This is a genomic window from Campylobacter sp. BCW_6461, from assembly GCF_001762735.1.
In the GTDB taxonomy this organism is placed as follows: Bacteria; Campylobacterota; Campylobacteria; order Campylobacterales; family Campylobacteraceae; genus Campylobacter_D; species Campylobacter_D jejuni.
Genome location: NZ_MJXJ01000013.1, coordinates 1 through 20,183 on the forward strand (window position 1 = coordinate 1; position 20,183 = coordinate 20,183).

General features: G+C 31.3%; 20 protein-coding genes and 4 pseudogenes. 18 read left to right on the plus strand and 6 right to left on the minus strand.

The window, feature by feature from the left end; all coding sequences use genetic code 11:
• The 4 genes and pseudogenes from AJ882_RS02815 to argS all read left to right on the plus strand — a co-directional run.
• Positions 1-860 (plus strand): annotated as a pseudogene (locus AJ882_RS02815) (highly acidic protein); the annotation flags it as partial.
• Positions 857-1,480 (plus strand): guanylate kinase, encoded by a 624-nt coding sequence (gmk, locus tag AJ882_RS02820; RefSeq protein ID WP_002860253.1) that lies wholly within the window; start codon positions 857-859, stop codon positions 1,478-1,480. The pseudogene AJ882_RS02815 and the gene gmk, both read left to right, overlap by 4 nt.
• Position 1,481: 1 nt before the next feature.
• Positions 1,482-1,721 (plus strand): twin-arginine translocase TatA/TatE family subunit, encoded by a 240-nt coding sequence (locus AJ882_RS02825; RefSeq protein WP_002852866.1) that lies wholly within the window; start codon positions 1,482-1,484, stop codon positions 1,719-1,721.
• Positions 1,722-1,732: 11 nt separating this feature from the next.
• Positions 1,733-3,325, plus strand: a complete 1,593-nt coding sequence (gene argS / locus AJ882_RS02830; protein ID WP_011049895.1) for an arginine--tRNA ligase — start codon at positions 1,733-1,735, stop codon at positions 3,323-3,325.
• Between the two features lie 17 nt (positions 3,326-3,342).
• Here the strand turns inward: argS and AJ882_RS02835 are convergent, their stop codons facing one another.
• Both AJ882_RS02835 and AJ882_RS02840 read right to left on the minus strand, forming a co-directional pair.
• On the minus strand, positions 3,343-3,651 hold the full coding sequence (locus AJ882_RS02835; protein ID WP_002780599.1) for a DMT family transporter: 309 nt from the start codon (positions 3,649-3,651) through the stop codon (positions 3,343-3,345).
• Positions 3,651-3,992: a DMT family transporter gene (locus AJ882_RS02840; protein WP_002884435.1), complete on the minus strand. Its 342-nt coding sequence runs from the start codon at positions 3,990-3,992 to the stop codon at positions 3,651-3,653. The genes AJ882_RS02835 and AJ882_RS02840 overlap by 1 nt, the downstream gene beginning before the upstream one ends.
• A 104-nt stretch (positions 3,993-4,096) precedes the next feature.
• On the opposite strand from AJ882_RS02840, the gene AJ882_RS02845 reads away from it, so the two are divergent.
• From AJ882_RS02845 to AJ882_RS02865, 5 genes and pseudogenes are all read left to right on the plus strand, one after another.
• Positions 4,097-4,804 (plus strand): YebC/PmpR family DNA-binding transcriptional regulator, encoded by a 708-nt coding sequence (locus tag AJ882_RS02845; protein ID WP_002780603.1) that lies wholly within the window; start codon positions 4,097-4,099, stop codon positions 4,802-4,804.
• Between the two features lie 9 nt (positions 4,805-4,813).
• Positions 4,814-5,296, plus strand: coding sequence for a peptidylprolyl isomerase (locus tag AJ882_RS02850; protein WP_002869004.1), 483 nt, complete (start codon positions 4,814-4,816; stop codon positions 5,294-5,296).
• Positions 5,297-5,459: 163 nt separating this feature from the next.
• Positions 5,460-6,890, plus strand: coding sequence for a DUF3373 family protein (locus AJ882_RS02855; protein WP_011049894.1), 1,431 nt, complete (start codon positions 5,460-5,462; stop codon positions 6,888-6,890).
• A gap of 10 nt (positions 6,891-6,900) precedes the next feature.
• Entirely contained in the window at positions 6,901-7,128 is a 228-nt protein-coding gene (locus AJ882_RS02860; protein WP_002822505.1) for a hypothetical protein, read from the plus strand.
• Positions 7,129-7,208: 80 nt separating this feature from the next.
• Positions 7,209-7,813: pseudogene (locus AJ882_RS02865) on the plus strand (DedA family protein).
• Here AJ882_RS02865 and AJ882_RS02870 read toward each other — a convergent pair.
• Positions 7,810-8,735, minus strand: a pseudogene (locus tag AJ882_RS02870) (L-lactate dehydrogenase). The pseudogenes AJ882_RS02865 and AJ882_RS02870 overlap by 4 nt on opposite strands.
• Before the next feature lie 66 nt (positions 8,736-8,801).
• Here AJ882_RS02870 and AJ882_RS02875 point away from each other — a divergent pair.
• The 7 genes and pseudogenes from AJ882_RS02875 (at position 8,802) to AJ882_RS09555 (ending at position 14,301) form a co-directional block, all read left to right on the plus strand.
• Positions 8,802-9,578 (plus strand): threonine/serine exporter family protein, encoded by a 777-nt coding sequence (locus tag AJ882_RS02875; protein WP_002853925.1) that lies wholly within the window; start codon positions 8,802-8,804, stop codon positions 9,576-9,578.
• Positions 9,575-10,069, plus strand: a complete 495-nt coding sequence (locus AJ882_RS02880; protein ID WP_002831613.1) for a threonine/serine exporter family protein — start codon at positions 9,575-9,577, stop codon at positions 10,067-10,069. Before AJ882_RS02875 ends, AJ882_RS02880 begins: the two co-directional genes overlap by 4 nt.
• Before the next feature lie 69 nt (positions 10,070-10,138).
• The gene (locus AJ882_RS02885) at positions 10,139-10,402 is read left to right on the plus strand and encodes a zf-TFIIB domain-containing protein (RefSeq protein ID WP_002831611.1); all 264 of its coding nucleotides are present in this window, start codon (positions 10,139-10,141) and stop codon (positions 10,400-10,402) included.
• A 75-nt stretch (positions 10,403-10,477) separates the two neighbouring features.
• Positions 10,478-11,428 (plus strand): CDF family cation-efflux transporter CzcD, encoded by a 951-nt coding sequence (czcD, locus tag AJ882_RS02890; protein WP_002867391.1) that lies wholly within the window; start codon positions 10,478-10,480, stop codon positions 11,426-11,428.
• Positions 11,418-11,612: a heavy-metal-associated domain-containing protein gene (locus tag AJ882_RS02895; RefSeq protein WP_002852760.1), complete on the plus strand. Its 195-nt coding sequence runs from the start codon at positions 11,418-11,420 to the stop codon at positions 11,610-11,612. Before czcD ends, AJ882_RS02895 begins: the two co-directional genes overlap by 11 nt.
• The gene (gene copA / locus AJ882_RS02900) at positions 11,612-13,711 is read left to right on the plus strand and encodes a copper-translocating P-type ATPase CopA (RefSeq protein ID WP_002867392.1); all 2,100 of its coding nucleotides are present in this window, start codon (positions 11,612-11,614) and stop codon (positions 13,709-13,711) included. Before AJ882_RS02895 ends, copA begins: the two co-directional genes overlap by 1 nt.
• A 101-nt stretch (positions 13,712-13,812) precedes the next feature.
• Positions 13,813-14,301, plus strand: a pseudogene (locus AJ882_RS09555) (DUF2165 family protein).
• Here the strand turns inward: AJ882_RS09555 and AJ882_RS02920 are convergent.
• Together AJ882_RS02920 and rho are read right to left on the minus strand one after the other, a co-directional pair.
• The gene (locus AJ882_RS02920; protein WP_002867395.1) at positions 14,298-15,827 is read right to left on the minus strand and encodes a DNA polymerase III subunit gamma/tau; all 1,530 of its coding nucleotides are present in this window, start codon (positions 15,825-15,827) and stop codon (positions 14,298-14,300) included. The pseudogene AJ882_RS09555 and the gene AJ882_RS02920 overlap by 4 nt on opposite strands.
• A gap of 3 nt (positions 15,828-15,830) precedes the next feature.
• A complete protein-coding gene (rho, locus tag AJ882_RS02925) occupies positions 15,831-17,129 on the minus strand; it encodes a transcription termination factor Rho (protein WP_002852852.1) in 1,299 nt (432 codons plus the stop codon).
• 108 nt (positions 17,130-17,237) lie between these two features.
• On the opposite strand from rho, the gene AJ882_RS02930 reads away from it, so the two are divergent.
• Positions 17,238-19,595: a heavy metal translocating P-type ATPase gene (locus AJ882_RS02930; RefSeq protein WP_079254352.1), complete on the plus strand. Its 2,358-nt coding sequence runs from the start codon at positions 17,238-17,240 to the stop codon at positions 19,593-19,595.
• Positions 19,592-19,798, plus strand: coding sequence for a cbb3-type cytochrome oxidase assembly protein CcoS (gene ccoS / locus AJ882_RS02935; RefSeq protein WP_002852798.1), 207 nt, complete (start codon positions 19,592-19,594; stop codon positions 19,796-19,798). Before AJ882_RS02930 ends, ccoS begins: the two co-directional genes overlap by 4 nt.
• A gap of 22 nt (positions 19,799-19,820) precedes the next feature.
• On the opposite strand, the gene AJ882_RS02940 is transcribed toward ccoS, so the two are convergent.
• Positions 19,821-20,123: a c-type cytochrome gene (locus AJ882_RS02940; RefSeq protein ID WP_002852762.1), complete on the minus strand. Its 303-nt coding sequence runs from the start codon at positions 20,121-20,123 to the stop codon at positions 19,821-19,823.
• Between the last annotated feature and the right edge of the window lie 60 nt (positions 20,124-20,183).

The window sequence follows — 20,183 nt, forward strand, 5'->3', positions numbered from 1 at the left end:
CTCAAGATGATAATGCAAACAAAACTTTAGAAACTCAAAATTTAGAACATGACAATTTAGAACAAGAAACAATTAAAGAACAGACTCAAGAAGACACTCAAACTGATTTAGATTTAACTTTAGAAGATAGTGAAAGCGAAAAAGAAGACTTAAGCCAAGAACATACAGCTTTGGATACTGAGCCTAGTTTAGATGAGCTAGATGATAAAAATGATGAAGATTTAGAAGATAATAAAGAATTACAAGCTAATATAAGCGATTTTGATGATCTTCCTGAGGTTGAAGAGCAAGAAAAAGAAATGGATTTTGATGATCTTCCTGAGGATGCTGAATTTTTAGGTCAAGCAAAATATAATGAAGAATCAGAGGAAAATTTAGAGGAGTTTGCTCCTGTTGTGGAAGAAGATGTTCAAGATGAAATAGATGATTTTGCTTCAAATTTGAGTACTCAAGATCAAATCAAAGAAGAACTAGCTCAACTTGATGAGCTTGATTATGGTATTGATAGTGACAATAGTAGCAAGGTCTTAGAAGATTTTAAAGATGAACCAATTTTAGACGATAAAGAATTAGGAACAAATGAAGAGGAAGTGGTTGTGCCAAATTTAAATATAAGTGATTTTGATACATTGAAAGAAAGTGATATACAAGAAGCTCTTGGAGAGGAAATCTTAGAAAAAAATGAAGAGCCTATAGTAAGTGATGTAACTAAAGATGATAATAGCGAAGAGATAGTTAATGAGCTTAGCCAAAGCATAGCAGGAGCGATCACTTCAAGTATTAAAGATGATACCTTAAAAGCTGCTCTTAAGGGTATGAATATGAATATAAATATAAACATTAGTTTTAAAGAGGATTGAAATTGCAAGGTTTTGTTTTGTTGATTTCAGGTCCTAGTGGTGCTGGAAAATCAACTCTTTTAAAAAAACTTTTTGATGAATTTGAAGATGAGCTTTATTTTTCTATTTCTTCAACAACTCGCAAACCAAGAGAGGGTGAAAAAAATGGAATACATTATCATTTTATATCCCATGAAGAATTTCAAAAAGGTATAGATAGTGATCATTTTTTAGAATGGGCTAGAGTGCATGAAAATTTTTATGGTACTTCTTTAAAGCACACTCAAAATGCTTTAGATAATGGAAAAATAGTTGTTTTTGATATTGATGTGCAAGGATTTAAAATAGCCAGAAAAAAAATGGCTGATAAGATTGTTTCTGTTTTTATTACTACAAAAAATAAAGATGAGTTAAAAAAAAGACTTATTAAGCGAAATACTGATACAATAATACAACTAGAAAAAAGATTACAAAACGCTAGTGATGAGATGAAAGAGCTTAGCGAGTATGATTATCTTATCATTAACGATGAGTTAAAGCAAAGTTATGAAGCATTGCGAGCGATTTTAATCGCCCATAAATTTAGAACCAAAGGGCAGAATCTAGGGCAAATTCAAAATATTTGGAATGAAGGAGAATAAAATGGGTGGTTGGTCAAGTCCAAGTCATTGGTTGATTATTTTATTGATTGTTGTATTGCTTTTTGGAGCAAAAAAAATTCCAGAACTTGCAAAGGGTTTAGGCAAAGGTATTAAAACTTTTAAAGATGAAATGAATAATGATGATGAAGTAGCAAAAAATACTCAAAAAATAGAAGAAAACAAAAACACAACTAATAATACAAATGCTGATGCAAGTATAGACGAAACAAAAAAAGCTTAAGGTTTAGTCTTTTGAAAAGTATTATTTTTAATGAAATTAAAAAGATTTTAGAGTGTGATTTTGCGCTTGAAAATCCAAAGGATAAAAATTTAGCACATTTTGCTACCCCTTTGGCTTTTTCACTGGCTAAGGAATTAAAAAAATCCCCTATGTTGATCGCTAGCGACTTAGCGAGCAAATTTCAAAATCATGATTGTTTTGAATCAGTTGAAGCTGTAAATGGGTATTTAAATTTTAGAATTTCCAAAACTTTTTTAAATGAACTTGCAAATCAGGCTTTAACAAATCCAAATGATTTTACTAAAGGAGAAAAAAAACAAGAAAGTTTTTTGCTTGAATATGTGAGTGCAAATCCTACTGGGCCTTTACACATAGGACATGCAAGAGGCGCTGTTTTTGGAGACACCTTAACAAGACTTGCAAGACATTTGGGCTATAAATTTAATACAGAATACTATGTCAATGATGCGGGTAATCAAATTTATTTACTAGGGCTTTCTATTTTACTAAGTGTGAAAGAAAGTATACTTCATGAAAATGTTGAATATCCAGAGCAATATTACAAAGGCGAGTATATAGCGGATTTAGCAAAAGAAGCTTTTGAAAAATTTGGTAAAGAATTTTTTAGCCAAGAAAATATCCCTAGTTTGGCTGATTGGGCAAAAGATAAAATGCTTGTTTTGATTAAACAAAATTTAGAACAAGCAAAGATTAAAATTGACAGCTATGTAAGCGAAAGATCGTATTATGATGCTTTAAATGCAACTTTAGAATCTTTAAAAGAGCATAAAGGAATTTACGAGCAAGAAGGTAAAATTTGGCTTGCTTCTTCGCAAAAAGGCGATGAAAAAGATAGGGTAATTATCCGTGAAGATGGACGCGGGACTTATTTGGCAGCAGATATTGTTTATCATAAAGATAAAATGAGTCGTGGTTATGGAAAGTGTATTAATATTTGGGGAGCAGATCATCATGGTTATATCCCTAGAATGAAAGCTGCGATGGAATTTTTGGGATTTGACTCTAATAATCTTGAGATTATTTTAGCACAAATGGTTTCCCTACTTAAAGATGGAGAACCTTATAAAATGAGTAAAAGAGCAGGAAATTTTATCTTGATGAGCGATGTGGTTAATGAGATAGGAAGTGATGCTTTGCGTTATATCTTTTTGAGCAAAAAATGCGATACGCATTTGGAATTTGATATTAGTGATTTGCAAAAAGAAGATAGTTCTAATCCTGTGTATTATATCAACTATGCACACGCTAGAATTCATCAAGTATTTGCTAAAGCTGGTAAAAAAATCGATGATGTAATGAAAGCTGATTTACAAAGTTTAAATCAAGATGGCGTAAATTTGCTTTTTGAAGCTTTGAATTTAAAGGCTGTTTTAAACGATGCTTTTGAGGCTAGAGCTTTGCAAAAAATTCCTGATTATCTTAAAAATTTAGCTGCAAATTTTCATAAATTCTACAATGAAAATAAAGTTGTAGGCTCTGCAAATGAAAATGATTTGCTTAAATTATTTTCTTTGGTTGCTCTTAGTATTAAAACCGCATTTTCTTTAATGGGTATTGAAGCAAAAAACAAAATGGAACATTAAAACCGCATTTTGCTGTTTTAATAATTTAGCAAAAATACTGCTATTATTACGATAATGATACCTAAAATTCCTATTTTGTTTAATTTTTCTTTATATAAAATCCATCCACCAAGACAAGTTCCTATGATGCCTATAGCACCCCAAGTTGAGTAAGCTATGCTTAAAGGAACATATTTTAAAGAAAAAGAAAGTAGAAAAAAAGCAAGTATAGCATTGACAATCGCAGCCAAGCCCCAAATTTTATGCTTAAAACCATCTGATTTTTTTAGCAATAAATTTGCTACGATATCTAACAATGCTGATAAAACAATGATAAAAATATACATTATTCTTTAACCTCGCCTATATTAATCATGATAATTCCAACGATAGAAAGAATAATGCCTAGAATTTGAGTTAAGGTTAAACTCTCTTTAAAAACTATAAAAGAAACTAAAAGTATAAGAATAATCCCTAAAAGTTCCCATACAGCATAGGCTATACCTACTTGAATTTTTTTAATCGCCTTGCCCATAAAAAAATAAGAAAAAGCTATAAATAAAGCCATAAATATATAGCCTAAAACTTGATTTTCCATTTTTAAAAAACTAGTGCCTAAAACTTCAAATACAATAGCAGCAATCAAGAAAAACCAAGCAACAAAAAGTTCTTTTTTTGCGATATTCAAAAAGCTTCTCCCCAAAAATAATAAAATCATACCATTTAAAGCTTTAATTAGCCTTTTTAGTTTATACTTTTAAGTTTAAAAATCTTTAAAGAAAGTGAGAATTTATGGGACGAGCGTTTGAATACCGAAGAGCTTCTAAAGAGGCTAGATGGGATAAAATGAGTAAGCTTTTTCCTAAGCTTGCTAAAGCCATACAAGTAGCTGCTAAAGAAGGTGGCACTGATCCTGATATGAATCCAAAATTAAGAAGTGCTATAGCTACAGCAAAAGCAAATAATATGCCAAAAGATAATATAGATGCGGCTATTAAGCGTGCGAGTGGAAAGGATAGCGCAGATATTAAAAACATTCATTATGAAGGAAAAGCTGCACATGGAGCTTTGGTTATAGTTGAATGTATGAGCGATAACCCTACACGCACCGTGGCTAATGTAAAAGCTATTTTTAGTAAAAATGGTGGAGAAGTTTTGCAAAATGGATCTTTAGGCTTTATGTTTACTAGAAAAGCGGTTTTTCATCTTGAAAAATTTGCAGGAGATTTAGAAGAATTAGAACTTGATTTGATCGATGCAGGGCTTGAAGAATTAGAACAAAATGAAGAAGAGTTAGTAATTAGCGGTGATTATACTGCCTTTGGTGAGCTAAGTTCTGCTATAGAAGCTAAGGGTTTAGTTCTTAAAAAAGCAGGACTTGAGTATATACCAAACAATCCTGTAAGCTTTAGCGAAGAACAGCTTAGCGATATAGAAAAACTTTTAGATAAGTTAGAAGACGATGATGATGTTCAAGCTGTTTATACAAATATAGATTAAGGAGAAATAATGATAAAAACAATTGACACAAGCAAAGTAAACGAATATAAATTTGCTCTTATAGAAACTGAAAAAGGCACAATGAAACTAAAACTTTTTGGCGATGAGGCTCCACAAACGGTTTGTAATTTTGCTACTTTGGCTAATGAAGGATTTTATAAAGATTTAAATTTCCATCGTGTGATCCCAAATTTTGTCATACAAGGGGGTTGTCCACACGGCAATGGTATAGGTGGGCCTGGATATGAAATCATTTGCGAATGTGATGATCAAGAACATAAACATGAGCGTGGAACCTTATCTATGGCACACGCAGGACGCGATACGGGTGGCTCTCAATTTTTTATTTGTCACAGCCCTCAAGCTCATTTAGATGGAGTTCATACTGTTTTTGGGCAAATTGATCCAAAAGATGAAGAAAGTTTAGAAGTTTTAGACTCTATACGCCAAGGAGATAAAATTTTAGACATAAAAATTTGTGATAAAATTTAAAAATTTAAAATTTTAAAACTTTTTTAAAACTACAATATTTACAAAGCTAGTCATAAGTTTGACTAGCTAAAAATGATTAATGTATAATTTTTTTTTAAACTTTTTTTTCTATAATCACAATTTTAATTTGCTAAATGTAACAAAATTACAAGGAGTTATGATTATGAAAACTAAGTTTTCACTTATTTTAAGTGCTTGTCTTCTTTCATCTTCACTTTTTGCTAAAAATACAGATGATGAGATAACCAAGCTTCAAAAACAGCTTGCACAAATTCAAGCTGAACTTGCACAAATCAGAAAAGAAAGGGAAGTTCAAGCTAAGCAAAATGAAGCTGTAAAAGCTGAACTTGCTGATCTTAATGATAGAGCCGATGAAACAGAATTCCAAGCTGCTTTGAGCAAGGTTAAATTTGGACTTGAGTTTTCAACAGCAGTTTCAAATACAAACTATAAAGTTAGCGGACAAGATTATAGTGCTAATAACAAATGGATGAATGAGCTTCATTTAAATATGAATGCTGATATTAATGATAAAACCAAATTCTATGGTCGTTTATCTATGGCTAAAAATTGGTCTCAAATGGGTTGGAGTGGTACTCCTTATGACTTAGATGCAGGAAGAAACACAAGATCAAGCGGGCCTGTACTTTATGTAGATAGAGCTTATCTTGACTACTACATCACACCTGAATGGATTGCGACTGTAGGAAGACAACCAGGAACCGATGGCCCAGGAAGTAATCTTAGAAACAATGCTTTAAGACAATCAACTTATCCAGCCTTAGCGATTAATGCTCTAGGTGATGCAGCAGTGATCACTTATAAACCTGAAAGTTTGCAAGATCATAAAGTAGCTATCCGTGCAGCTTATGGTAAAACTTATCAATGGGATGAAGAAGGCAAGGTAAGAGACTGGATGAGCGATCAAAAAGATGCTGATGCAAATCTTTACTATGCTGCAGTAGAAGGAGAGCTTCCTATAGAAGGCATGGGAGATAATCTTATTATCTTCAATGTGGCTCATATGACTGATTTTGCATTACCACTTCCAGGAATCAATCTTCCAATTGGCCCAAGCGGTGCTTTGGTTAATGTTTTACAAGATGGTGTTTACAATCTAGGAAATTTAACTTTAGCAAATATTCATTTTGAAAATTACAATGCTTTTGGTACAAATTTTAATTATTTTGTATCTTTAGGGTATTCTAACGGAACAAATGCACATACTCTAAGTGCAATTCCTGCTGTGCAATCTCAATTGGAATTTAATGAAAAAGATGGCTATGCTGTGCATGTAGGTGGACGCTATGATTTTACCAAGACTTTAAAAGTAGGGTATGAGTTCTTCTGGGGAAGTAGATACTGGTATACTATGAGCCGTCCAAGTATCAACGATCCGCTTAATATAAGAATGACAAGAGGAACAGCACATGATTTTTATGTGATTTATCAACTTGATAGATATCAATTCTTACGCTTAAGTTATACTAATATCCAAAATATTTGGGGTAATCGTGGCTTACCATTTGGTGGAGCGAAAAAAGATAAAGCAAGAGCTGATAATATCATGTTAATGTATAATGTAAAATTCTAAGGAGCAAAAGATGAGAAAAATACTTTTTGCAAGTTTATTACCTATCATTGCTTTGGCTGATTGTGCAAGTTTGATGGCAAAATACGAAGCTCCAGAGCCAGAGTCAAAAACAATGAAACAAGTTGAACGCTGGATTAATAAAAAAGTTAGCGATCCAGCTGATGCTGCTGTTTTAAAAGAGTGTATGATCGCTCGTGCAGCGGACAATCCAAATCAAGTTTCAGTTGCAGGTAAATAAAAAAAGCGGTATAAAACCGCTTTTTACTGTTTAATCTTTTAAGCTACAATTTTTTAAAATTTTCTTCAAATAAGGCTAATATGCAAGAAATCATTTCTTTTATTGTTGAGACAGCTAGTGCTTGGGGGTATTTGGGTATTATTATCTTAATGACCTTAGAGAGTTGTTTTATACCTTTTCCAAGTGAAGTTGTTATGATACCTGCTGGATATTTGGCACATAAAGGCGAACTTGATATCACTCTTTGTATACTTAGTGGGACTTTAGGTTCTGTTTTAGGGGCTTTGATTAATTATTATATTTGCTTTTTTTGGGGTAAAAATTTTGTATTAAAATGGGGTAAGTATTTTGGTATAAACGAAGTCAAATTTGCTAAATTTGAAGAATTTTTTAACAAACATGGGGAATTTTCAACCTTTACTTGTCGTCTTTTGCCAGGGATTCGTCAGTATATTTCTATGCCTGCAGGTTTGGTAAAAATGAAACTTGTAAATTTTATACTTTTTACTGCACTTGGTAGTGCTATTTGGGTGGCTATACTTGTATTTTTGGGTTATTATATAGGACAAAATGAAGAGTTGATTAAAACTTATTTAACTCAAATTTTAATCATTATAATTGTTTTTGTGATTTTAGCAAGTTTAATTTATATATCAAAATCAAAAAGCCTTTTAAAAAGGCTTAAATTTTATCTTTTACGCTTTGTATGGCGTTTTTGATTTGTTGTTTTGATTTTCTAATTTTATTTTTTCTTTTTCATTGAATTTTAATTCAAAAACCTTTTCTATACCATCTTTTCCTATGATAGCGGGCATTGAAAAAGCTATATCATCAAAAACCACGCTTACAGGATGTAAACTTTTTCTATCTTCTAGGACGGCTTTGGCCAAATTTACACAAGAAGTTCCTATGCCAAATTCTGTTCTTCCTTTGCGTTCATAGATGAAATATCCCTCGCTAATCACGGCTTTTTCGAGTTCTTGTATGTCTAAATCTTTGCCTAATTTTTGCTTATAAAAATCTAATAAATTTTGTCCTAAAACGCTTGCATTAGAAAGTGCTGCAAACTGAGAATCTCCATGTTCACCAATCATACAAGCAAAAATATCTTTTGAATTTATGTTTAAATCTTTGGCTAAAAATTTCTTAAGTCTTGAACTATCTAAATTTGTTCCACTACCAAAAACATGATTTTTAGGTAATTGGCTTAATACTTGAGTGTAGTAAGTTATGGTGTCATTTGGATTTGTTGCGACAATGTATTTGCCTTTAAAATTAGCATTTTTTAAGGTTAAGACAATGTCTTTAAGTTCGAGGATATTGTTTTGAAGTTCTACTAAGCGACTAGGTAATTCTTTTAAGCTTTCTTTTCTAAAAGCTAAAATGATAATATCGCAAGAAGCTAAATTTTCTAAATTTGGCACATGAAAAATTTTTGTATAAGAAAAATGAATGGCTGACATATCTTCCAAATCTCTTGCATGAGCTAGAGCTAAATCTTGTTTTATATCATATAAGTAAAGTTCTGAACAAATTCCTTGAGTAACTATGCTATAAGCACTAGCAGCTCCTACATAACCTAAACCAACTATACCGATTTTTGCCATTTTTTCTCCTTATTTATTTTAAAATTTGCTATAATTATAACAAATTCAATCAAAGATTATTAAAATATGGAAAAACCTGATATACAAAGATTAACTAATTTTTTAATCGTATATACTAAAACTTTGCTAGGTGCTGGAACTTATACAGCTAGGGTGGCAAAATGCGTAGGAAGAATAGCTGAGGTTTATGGCTATGAGATAAATATCAATTTCTTTTTTCATCATATTACTTTAAATGTTGTAGATATGGATGATAACTCCATTCAAAGAACTTATGTTATACCCAATCATCATGCCCATGTTAATTTTAAGCTTATTTTTGATTTAAGTGCTTTAAGCTGGGCTATATATGATCACAAATACGATCTTGAAAAAGCAAAAGTCGTTTTTGAGCAAATTTCTCAACAAAAAAAGCATTCTTATTTGCTTAATCTTTTATTTGTTTCTATGGCAAATTCGGCTTTTTGCAGGCTTTTTGGTGGTGATTTTGGTGCTGGAAATTTAGTATTTTTTGCAACTTTTGTGGGATTGTTATTAAGATATATTTTAACTAAAGCAAAGATTGATTTAAGAATTCAATACATCCTTTGTTCTTTTATCTCATCATGGTTTGTATTTTTTGGACTGGATATGGGATATACCAATACTTCTGATGTGGCTTTGGGTTCTAGTATCTTGTATCTTATACCAGGAGTATTTTTTATAAATTCTGTGATTGATATATTAAAAGATCATATTTTAATGGGGCTTAGCCGTATTATCAGCGTGGCTATTTTGATTTGTTGTATAGCACTTGGAATTTACATGACGCTTAGTATTTCGGATTTTGGGATTTTAAGATGATTGAATTTATTTTAAGAGATATGTTTTTTGCTGCTGTGGCGGGATTTGGCTTTGCTTATGCTTGTAATCCACCTTTAAAAACCCTTATTTTATCTGCTCTTTTAGCGGCAATTGCACATGGGCTTCGTTTTACCTTGGTGGAATATTTTCATTTTCAAACTTTAGCAATTGCAACTTTTGTTGCTTCATTTTGCATAGGATGTTTAGGAATTGTTTTAGCAAAAATCATCAAAACTCCTGCTGAAATTATCGCTTTCCCTGCTCTTATTCCTATGATACCTGGAATTTATGCTTATAAAGCGATTTTGTATCTTATTTCTTTTATACGCAGTGATGATTTGAAGGCTAAGTCTGAATTTTTAGTTCAATTTTTTGATTATTTTTTTACAACTGTTTCTGTGACTTTGGCTCTAGCTATAGGAGTGAGTGTTACCTTGCTTATATTTTTTGAACAAAGTTTTATGATGACTAGACATGCAAAAAAACATTAAAACTTGTTGTAAATTTGTTTAATATTTCTTTTTATAATTTTAAATCAAAAATTTAAAAAAAGGTATTGTATGTTATGTCCAGTTTGTAATGTAGATTTGGTTATGAGTGATAGGAGTGGAGTTGAGATTGATTATTGTCCAAAGTGTCGTGGCGTTTGGCTTGATCGTGGAGAACTTGACAAAATCATAGAACGCAGTGTCCCTAATACAGCAAATTTTAACCAAGCTCCAAGACAAGAGTCAAGATATAATGACTCAGCTTATCATCAGCACAATGATTACTATAAAAAGAAAAAGAAAGAAAGTTGGCTAGGCGAGCTTTTTGACTTTTAATTTTTATAAAAATAACAAATATTTATATCCTTTTTAGCTTAATATCTTAAAATGTCAAGCAAAAAAGGATATAAGATGTATAAATTTTTATCGCACGAGCCTTTAGCTAACAAATCTTGTCATCATAATCACGAAGAACATTCTCATGAACATCATCATTCCCATGCTGATGCAAGGAGTGTGGATAAAAAGATTTTAAAAATTTCTCTTTTAATGACTTTTTCTATGATGCTTGTGCAATTTATTTATTCAATCCTTTCAAATTCTTTAGCACTTTTAAGCGATACTTTGCATATGTTTTCTGATGTTTTTGCCTTAGCTCTTAGTTTTTTAGCCATTATAGCTGTAGAAAAATGGCAAGATCATCAAAAGACCTTTGGGTATTTTCGTCTTGAAGTTTTAGTGGCTTTTATCAATGCTTTAACCATTATTTTATCGGCTTTATTTATCATTTATGAGGCTATAGAAAAATTTATCAATCCAAAAGAAATTGACGCTAAAACCATGATAATTGTAGCTATTTTGGGCTTTTTGGTAAATGGGATTAATGCTTTGATGATGTTTAAGGGTGCAAATTTAGAAAATGTCAATATGAAGTCCGCTTTTTTGCATATGATGAGCGATTTATTGGGTTCTTTAGCGGTTATTATAGGTGGGATCGTGGTGTATTTTAGCGGTATTGTTTATATAGATACGATTTTAGCTATTGTATTATCAATCTTGCTTTTAAGATGGGCGATTATCTTGCTTAAACAAAGCGCTAATGTCTTGCTTGAAAGTTCTCCTGTGGATATAGAAAAAGTAAGACAAGTTTTGCTTTTAAATCCTAGTGTGGATGAGGTAGTGGATTTGCATATTACTCAAATCACTAATAAAATGCTAGTAGCCTCTATGCATTTAAAAGTAAGAGTTTGCAATCTAAAGGAATTTGAAAAACTATCTCAGGATTTATCTCATAAGTTATTGCATGAATTTGAAATCGGGCACATTACCATACAACCTATAAGGAGTGAAAATGAAATTTAAAGTAAAAAATGTTAATTGCATGAATTGTGTAAATTTGATCAAAAATTCTCTTGAAGATGAATTTGGAAATATAGAAGTGGATTTGGAGCAAAAAATTTTAAGTTTAAATTTAGAAGAAAATCAAGTATCAAATTTTACAAAAGAATTTCAAGATTTAGGTTTTGAGATCGTAGAGCGTTTATAATGGAAGAATTGCGTATAAAAATAGGCAAAATGACTTGCGTTAATTGTTCTAACGCTATAGAAAGAGCTTGTAAAAAAATTGATGGTGTTAAAGATGCTAGTGTTTCTTATGTGAATTCTAGCGGGGTTTTTTTACTTGAAGATCAAGAAAAACGCAAGGATATCATCGCAAAAATTCAAAATTTAGGCTTTGAAATTTTAGAAGATGAACAAAGCTTGAACGCATACAAGGCAAAAAAACACTTAGAATTAAGAAAAAATTTGCTCTTAAGTATAGTTTTGAGTGTGATTATTATGTATTTTGAAATGTTTGTTAAAAGTTCTTTTTCTCAAAATATCCAAATGGCTTTGAGTTTTTTTGGGATATTTTATTGTGGGAGAGACTTTTTTTCTCATGCTTTTTTAGGACTTAAAAGTAAAAATTTAGATATGAATACCCTTGTAGCTTTGGGGACTTTGAGTGCTTTTGTGTATTCTTTTTTGGTGTATTTGCAAATTTTCAAAGAAGAAGATTTGTATTTTAGTGGTGCAATGATGATTATTTCCTTTGTGCTTTTAGGAAAATATCTTGAAAGTAAGGCTAAATTTAAGGCACAAGATTATCAAAGAATTTTAGAAAATATAGACACAAAAAAGACAAAAATTTTGCTTGAAGATGAAAGTATCAAAGAAATTTCAAGTTCTTTTGTCAAAAGTGGCGATGTACTTTTGGTAAAAGAAGGAGAAAGTATTGTTGCAGATGGAATAGTGCTTTTAGGGAGTGCAGAGCTTGATATGAGTTTTTTAAATGGGGAGTTTTTGCCTGTTTTAAAAAAAGAAGGCGATGAAGTTCAAGCAGGAGCAGTAGTTTTAAATGGTGCTTTAAGGATCAAAGCAAACAAAAAGGCCATGGATAGTACTTTAGAACAAATCAAAAATCTAGTTTTTGAAGCAGGAAGTATCAAAAGTCCTTTGGCAAATTTAGCAGATCAAATTTCTAAATACTTTGTAGGGGGTATAATATTTTTTGCTTTTTTAGTTTTTGTTTTTTGGGTGCTAAAAGCAGATTTAAATACAGCTTTTTTACACTCTTGTGCTGTGCTTTTGATCTCTTGTCCTTGTGCTTTAGGTCTTGCAACGCCTATAGCTTTGGTTGTGGCAAGTGCAAATGCGGCAAAAAATTTCATTCTTATTAAAAATCCTGCTGCTTTAGAAAAATTAGCCTTAGTTAAGTATGCTTTTTTTGATAAAACGGGTACATTAACAAAGGAAAAATTGAGTGTTTTTAAACACAATCTTTCTAAAGATGATTTTGATAAATTATGTCAAATTGAAAGTTTAAGCTCTCATCCTATAGCCAAGGCTTTACATAAAGATCAAATTTGTGATTTAAAGGGTGAGGGAAGAGTGATTGTGGGTTCTGGCATAAAATACAAAGAAGATAATGATAATTATCTCGTAGGCAGTGCGCAGTTTTTGCACGAAAATGAAATTGATACAAAAGAAAGTGATATCTTTTTTGACTCTTTTAAAGAATATGTTAGAGTGTATTTTGCTAAGAATAAAAAGTGTTTAGGCGGTGTTTTATTAAGCAATGCTTTAAAAGATGGAGCCAAAGAGCTTGTGTTAAATTTGAAAGAGCAAAATCTTAAAACTTTTATTTTAAGCGGCGATCATGTAAAAAATGTAGAAAAAATAGCCAAAGAATTACAAATAGACGAATTTCACGCTCAGCTTAAGAGTGAAGAAAAACTACAAATCATTCAAAAATTTAAAAAAACTCTTTTTGTAGGAGATGGGATCAATGATGCGGCGGCTTTATCTGCTGCAAGTGTGAGTATGAGTTTTTCAAAGGCAAATGAACTTGCTAAAAAAACAGGAGATTTTATCTTGATAAAAGATGATTTATCAGCGATTTTTAAATGTTTTAAACTTGCTAAAAAAACACGCGGTATTATTAAGCTAAATCTTTTTTGGGCTTTTATTTATAATGTGCTTTGCATTCCTATCGCGGCAGGATTTATACCTTTTATCTCTTTAAGTCCTCATATAGCAGCACTTGCAATGTGTTTTAGTTCTATTACTGTAGTGCTTAATTCTTTAAGACTTAAAAGAATTTAAAAATTTGATTTTTATTAATAATATATTATATATAATTAATATTACTAAAATATATTATTAAAAGAGTATAAATGCAACAAAAATGTTTTTGCATAAGCAAAATGATTAGATTTTCAAAAATTATTATTTTGCTTACCGTTGTATCGTTAGCAGGTATAGTGGTTTTTGGAAATGTGACAGATTACAATTCTAATTTCCAATTTGTTTCGCATGTGATGAGTATGGATATAAAGCCTGATTTATTTAGGTAATGCTGTAGTTTATATGGCTATTACTTCTCCCGTGATTTATCATATAGGCTATATAGCAATTATTCTTTTTGAAACTTTTATTGCCTTAACAGCTCTAAAAAAGGTGCTTATGATATGTTTAAAGCTAGAAATTTAGATGCTCAAAGCTTTCATAATGCTAAGATTTTTTGGGATTATTTCTTTAACTTGTGTATTTTATGGTTTTTTGCCTTCCAAGTAGTTGTTGCAGAATGGTTTGGAATGTGGATGAGTAAGGTTTGGAAAGGTTTACCTGATACTACAAGATTGGTAACTTATATGTTTTTGGCTTTGATTTTCATCTCTCTTAAAAATGATTAATTTTCTATACTAGGCTCTCCAAAACAATCTTTAAGAGCCTCTTTAAGATCTTCTTGTGGGTCAAATTTTTTGGCCCCTTCTTTAAGCATATTAATAGAACTTTGAATATCTATGTTTTTATTTTCATTGTTTGGTAATTCTTGAGTTAAGGATTGAAGCTTATTTTCATCAATTGTTAGTACTTTTTGCACATTAATTTTAGCATTTTCCCCAAATTTAGCCTTAAAAAGTTCTTGTATGAGTTTAAAGCCTTTATTGAGTGTATCGCGATTTTGTCCTTGTGCATTTGAGCTTATATTTAAGGTATTGTTTTCAAAACTAATAAATTTCGTGCTTTGTTTAAAGCATTCTGCAAGATCAAAATCCCTATCATAAATACTATCAAGCAAGATTTCATAAGCATTTTTTTCTATTTTTTTCTCAAGATTAGGTATGATAGGAGAAGGTGTGATCCTAGGTGTAATATTTGTTGTATTTTCTTGTTTGATTTCTTGGATTTGTGCATCAATTTCTTTTAAATGGCTTGCTTCCATCATCATAAAAGCCATAACACAAATCGTAAAGCCATCATCATCGCAAAGCATATTTTTAGCTTTTGATAAAATACGGAAAAATCTTTCATAAATTAAAGTAGAAAATTCTGTACTTTTTGCAAAAAAACTTTCTTTTAAATAAAAAAGCATTTCATCGATCACGCTTGAGGCTTCATAGTCTTGTAGTTCTTCTAAGTATGCAAAAACTTTTTCTTTGTCTTTTGTTAAAATAGCCTGATAAAAGGCTTTGATTTTTTCAGGATCTAAAAATCCTAGCATATCTGTAGTTTTACTAATGCTGATTTCATTTTGACAAAAAATAATGGCTTGATCAAGCAAGGTTAAAGTATCTCTTAAAGATCCGTTGCCACTTCTTGCTATAAATTTTAAAGCTTCTTCTTCAAATTTAACATTTTCTTTAAGTAAAATTTCTTTAAGATGATTTAAAATTTCACTCTGGGGAATTTGTTTAAAGCGAAAATGTTGCGTTCTTGAAAGCACGGTAGCTGGGAGTTTTAAAGGATCTGTGGTTGCAAGTATAAATTTAACATAACTTGGGGGTTCTTCTAAGGTTTTTAAAAGTGCATTTGCAGCCTGTGGGGTAAGCATATGTACTTCATCAATGATGAAAATTTTAAATCTTGCCATAGAAGGGGTGTATTTGGTTTGTTCGATTAAGGCTTGTATATCTTCAAGCCCACGGTTGCTTGCAGCATCCATTTCTATAATGTCTATATGTTTGCCTTCAAGTGCTGCAAGACAGTGTTTGCAAGTGCCACATGGAGTATCACTTGGTCCTTGTTCGCAAACTAAAGCACGAGAAAAAATTCTAGCACTTGAAGTTTTTCCACTTCCTCTAAGTCCTGAAAAAAGATAAGCATGAGCTAAGCGATTATGATTTAGGGCGTATTTTAAACTTACGCTAACTGTCTTTTGTCCTATGAGTTCATCAAAGGTTTTTGGTCTGTATTTAATCGCTAAAGCTTGAAGCATTTTCTACTCGTTCATTATAGATAAAAGTTCTACATTGTCTTTGGTTTTAAGCATTTTAGAATATAAAAATTTCAACGCTTCAACATCATCCATTTGAGAAATCGCTGAACGGATTGCCCAAATTTTTTGAAGATTTGCTACGCCTTGGAGCAATTCTTCTTTTCTTGTTCCTGATTTGATGATATTAATCGCAGGATAAATTCTTCTATCGGCGATATTTCTATCAAGAACTATTTCGCTATTTCCTGTGCCTTTAAATTCTTCAAAAATCACATCATCCATTCTTGAACCTGTATCAATTAAAGCTGTAGCAACTATGGTTAAAGAGCCTCCATTTTCTATATTTCTAGCTGCACCAAAGAAGCGTTTTGGTTTGTGTAGGGCATTAGCATCCACCCCGCCGCTTAGGACTTTTCCACTGCTTGGAGTTGCGGTGTTATAAGCACGTGCCAGTCTTGTGATACTATCAAGTAAGATAATAACATCTTTGCCTGTTTCTACCATTCTTTTGGCTTTTTCTATCACGAGTTCGGCTACACGCACATGATTATAAGCAGGTAAATCAAAAGTAGAACTAAAAACCTCCCCTTTTACGCATCTTTGCATATCGGTAACTTCTTCAGGCCTTTCATCGACTAAAAGTACGATTAAATGCATTTCTGGGTGGTTTTTTGCAATGGCAGTAGCAAGTTCTTTCATAAGCTCTGTTTTACCTGTGCGTGGTGGAGCAACGATAAGCCCGCGTTGTCCTTTTCCTATAGGAGTAAAAAGATCCAAAACACGACCTGTAAGCTTCATTGCATCGTATTCGAGTTTGATTTTTTCTGTTGGAAAAATAGGGGTTAAGTTATCAAACAAAGGTCTTTCTTTGGCTTCTTGTAAAGGCAGATAATTGATCGCTTCGATTTTTAAAAGAGCGTAGTATTTTTCTTGATCTTTTGGTTCTCTAACTTGTCCTGTAACGATATCGCCTACACGCAGAGCAAATTTTTTAATTTGTGAATTTGAAACATAAGCGTCATTAACACTATCGCTAAGATTAGAGTCCATACCTCTTAAAAAGCCATAACCTTCGGAAGAAATTTCTAAAATCCCTGTAAAAAGTATAAAACCGCCTTTTTTTGTTTGTGCTTTTAAAATTTCAAAAATAAGTTCTTGGCGGCGAAATTCTCTTGGGTTTTCGATTTCACATTCATTGGCGATTTTAACTAGATTTTCTAAATCTAATAATTTTAATTCTTCGATTTTATAACCTTCCACTGGAACGTGGGTTCTTTGATGTTGTTTTTTTTCTTTTTCCATAAGTCCTCGTAAGATTTAGCAGAATAATTTTTGTAAAATGTGATTTTAATAAAAAAATGCACTTTTTGTCAAATTTGTTTATAATTATAAAAAATATTTTTTTAAAGAATGATTATGAAATGTGAACATTGCAAACTTGATTATAAACAAGCCCAAATGATAGAGTATAAGGGTAAATTTTTTTGTTGTAAAGGTTGTAAGAGCGTTTGGGAAATTTTACATGAAAGTGGATTAGATGAGTTTTATGAAAAGCTTGGAAATCAAACTTTAAGCCCTGTAAATTTTCAAAATGAAATGAAAAATTATGATGAGTTTATCACTAAAACCAAAGAAGGATTTAGTGAAATTTATCTCATGATACACGGTATAGAATGTGCAGCTTGTGTGTGGCTTAATGAGAAAATTTTAACCAAACAAGAAGGAATTTTAGAACTTGATATTAATCATTTAAACCATAAAGCACGCATTGTTTTTGATGAGCAAAGCATTTCTTTGGTGCAAATTTTAAGACTTATTGAAAGCATAGGCTATAAAGCGAGTGCTTATGATGCGAGCAAGGCTTCAAAAAAAGCGGATTTACTAAAAAGGGAATTTTATTCTAAGCTTGTTGTGGCTATAGCTTGTGTGATGAATATCATGTGGATAGCAGTGGCAAAATACGCAGGATTTTTTAGCGGTATGGATAAGGACACTAAGGATATTTTAAATTTTGCTGAATTTATCCTTTGTTCTCCTGTGCTTTTTTATACGGGATCTCATTTTTATAAAAGTGCTTTTAAAACTTTAAAAATGCATAGTTTAAATATGGATGTATTGGTGATTAGCGGAGCGAGTTTGGCTTATGTTTATTCTTTATGGGCCATGTTTTTTAGGGTAGGGGAAGTGTATTTTGACTCTGTGGCGATGATAATTTGCTTTGTTTTTATAGGTAAATATCTTGAGATGTTTAGCAAAAAGTGTGCTTTAGATACCATAGATGGGCTTAATGATTTTTTACAAAATGAAGTTTTAGTTTTCAATGGTAAAGAATTTGTCTCTAAAGAAGTTCAAAAGGTTTGTTTAGGGGATAGAATTTTGCTTAAAACTGGAGATAAAATTTTAATCGATGGGATTTGTAAAAGTGGTGAAATGAGTATGGATACTTCTTCTTTAAACGGAGAAAGTATTCCAAAACTCATACAAAAAGAAGATGAAATTTTTTCAGCTTGTATAGTGCTTGATGGAAGTGTGGAGTATGAAGCAACAAAGCTTTACAAGGATTCAAAACTCAGTCAAATTATCCAGCTTTTAGAACTTGCAAGTTCTAAAAAAGCAAAACTTGAAAGTTTGGTCAATAGTCTTTTGGCTTATTTTTCTAGAACGGTTTTATTGATCGCTTTTATTTGTTTTGCTTTTTGGTTTTTTTATAAAGAAGAGAGTTTTGAAATTTCTTTAGTCAATGCGATTGCAGTTTTGATTATCGCTTGTCCTTGTGCTTTGGCTTTAGCAACGCCCGTGAGCAATCTTGTAGCTTTAGGTAGAGCTTTAAAAAAACATATTTTATTTAAAAGTTCTAGCGTGATAGAAGATTTAAGCAAATGTGATTGTGTGGTATTTGATAAAACGGGTATTTTAACCAAAATAGAGCTTGAACTTAAAGAGGTTTTTTTAGATAAAGCGCTTGATTTAAACGAGCTTTATAATTTTGTAAAACTTTCTAAACATCCTATCTCTCAAAATATTGTGTTATATTTAAAGCAAAAAGGAGCTAAGGATTTAAATTTGGATTTTAAAAAGCATTCGAGTATTCAAGCTAAAGGTTTAAGTGCTGAGTTAAATGAAGGGTTGCTTTTAGGCGGAAGTTCTAAATTTTTGCAAGAAAAGGGTATTGTGGCTAAAGAATTTGATAATACGCATTTTATTTTTGCCAAGGAAGGTAAAATTTTAGCTTTTTTTGAGTTTGATAGTGTTTTAAGAGAAGGTGCAAAAGAGCTTATCGCTTATCTTAAAAAAGAAAAGAAAGAATTAATGATACTCAGTGGCGATCATCAAAAAGCAGTGGAAAAAATCGCTAAAAAGTTAGAAATTCAAAATTATCAAGCTTCTTGTTTGCCTGAAGATAAGATGAAAACTATAGAAAATTTAAGTAAAAATTACAAAGTTTTATTTGTAGGTGATGGGGTAAATGATGCACTAGCTTTAAAATACGCAAGTGTTTCAATGACTTTAAGAGAAGGAAGTGATCTAGCTATAGAAAGTAGTGATGTTTTGCTTTTGAAAAATGACTTGCTTTCTTTAAAAAAAGCCATCAAATTATCTAAAAACACCTTTAAAATTATCAAGCAAAATCTTGCTTTTTCTTTGTTTTATAATGCTTGCACCATACCTTTGGCTTTTTTGGGTATGATAAATCCTTTATTTGCTGCTATTTCTATGTCTTTTAGTAGTATAATAGTCGTTTTAAATGCTTTAAGGATTAAAGAATGAATAGTATAATCATGATGATGATAGGAGTTTCTATCTTAGCGTTTTTTATCATTTTGGCAACTTTGCTTTGGGGGATTAAAAATAAGCAATTTGATGATGATTATAAATTTACTACTTTAAATGATGATGAGGATTCTTTGCGTGATGCTATAGAATTAGAAAGACGTAAAAAAGAAGCTTTGGATAAAAAAAGGCTTTCTTGAAAAGGAAAGCCTTTTTTAGAAATTATTTTAAAGTTTCAATATGAGCTTCGATAGCTTTAAAATCTTCTTCAGTTAAACCTTTAAGGTTAAGTTTCATGATCGCACCTTGACCATAAGCATTTCTTTTACCTTCTGAATATTCTTTCATGTATTGAAGTCTTTCAGCAGAAGAAAGAGTTTTTAAAGCTGGAACTTTGTTTAAGTAAACTTTGTCAGCATTTGCACCATGGCATACTGCACATTTTTTAAAAAGTGTAGCACCATCTGCAGCAAAAGCAGAAACACCAAGACATGCCAAAGCAGAAACTACTAATAATTTTTTCATTTGATTTCTCCTCAGTAAAAATTAGATTGCCAGATATTATATATCTTTATTTTTATAAAA

Coding starts and splice junctions, on each gene's coding strand:
- AJ882_RS02825 (WP_002852866.1), top strand. CDS start 1,482: ATGGGTGGTTGGTCAAGTCCAAGTCATTGGTTGATTATTTTATTGATT.
- AJ882_RS02835 (WP_002780599.1), bottom strand. CDS start 3,651: ATGTATATTTTTATCATTGTTTTATCAGCATTGTTAGATATCGTAGCA.
- AJ882_RS02845 (WP_002780603.1), top strand. CDS start 4,097: ATGGGACGAGCGTTTGAATACCGAAGAGCTTCTAAAGAGGCTAGATGG.
- AJ882_RS02850 (WP_002869004.1), top strand. CDS start 4,814: ATGATAAAAACAATTGACACAAGCAAAGTAAACGAATATAAATTTGCT.
- AJ882_RS02855 (WP_011049894.1), top strand. CDS start 5,460: ATGAAAACTAAGTTTTCACTTATTTTAAGTGCTTGTCTTCTTTCATCT.
- AJ882_RS02860 (WP_002822505.1), top strand. CDS start 6,901: ATGAGAAAAATACTTTTTGCAAGTTTATTACCTATCATTGCTTTGGCT.
- AJ882_RS02875 (WP_002853925.1), top strand. CDS start 8,802: ATGGAAAAACCTGATATACAAAGATTAACTAATTTTTTAATCGTATAT.
- AJ882_RS02880 (WP_002831613.1), top strand. CDS start 9,575: ATGATTGAATTTATTTTAAGAGATATGTTTTTTGCTGCTGTGGCGGGA.
- AJ882_RS02885 (WP_002831611.1), top strand. CDS start 10,139: ATGTTATGTCCAGTTTGTAATGTAGATTTGGTTATGAGTGATAGGAGT.
- czcD (WP_002867391.1), top strand. CDS start 10,478: ATGTATAAATTTTTATCGCACGAGCCTTTAGCTAACAAATCTTGTCAT.
- AJ882_RS02895 (WP_002852760.1), top strand. CDS start 11,418: ATGAAATTTAAAGTAAAAAATGTTAATTGCATGAATTGTGTAAATTTG.
- copA (WP_002867392.1), top strand. CDS start 11,612: ATGGAAGAATTGCGTATAAAAATAGGCAAAATGACTTGCGTTAATTGT.
- AJ882_RS02920 (WP_002867395.1), bottom strand. CDS start 15,827: ATGCTTCAAGCTTTAGCGATTAAATACAGACCAAAAACCTTTGATGAA.
- rho (WP_002852852.1), bottom strand. CDS start 17,129: ATGGAAAAAGAAAAAAAACAACATCAAAGAACCCACGTTCCAGTGGAA.
- AJ882_RS02930 (WP_079254352.1), top strand. CDS start 17,238: ATGATTATGAAATGTGAACATTGCAAACTTGATTATAAACAAGCCCAA.
- ccoS (WP_002852798.1), top strand. CDS start 19,592: ATGAATAGTATAATCATGATGATGATAGGAGTTTCTATCTTAGCGTTT.
- AJ882_RS02940 (WP_002852762.1), bottom strand. CDS start 20,123: ATGAAAAAATTATTAGTAGTTTCTGCTTTGGCATGTCTTGGTGTTTCT.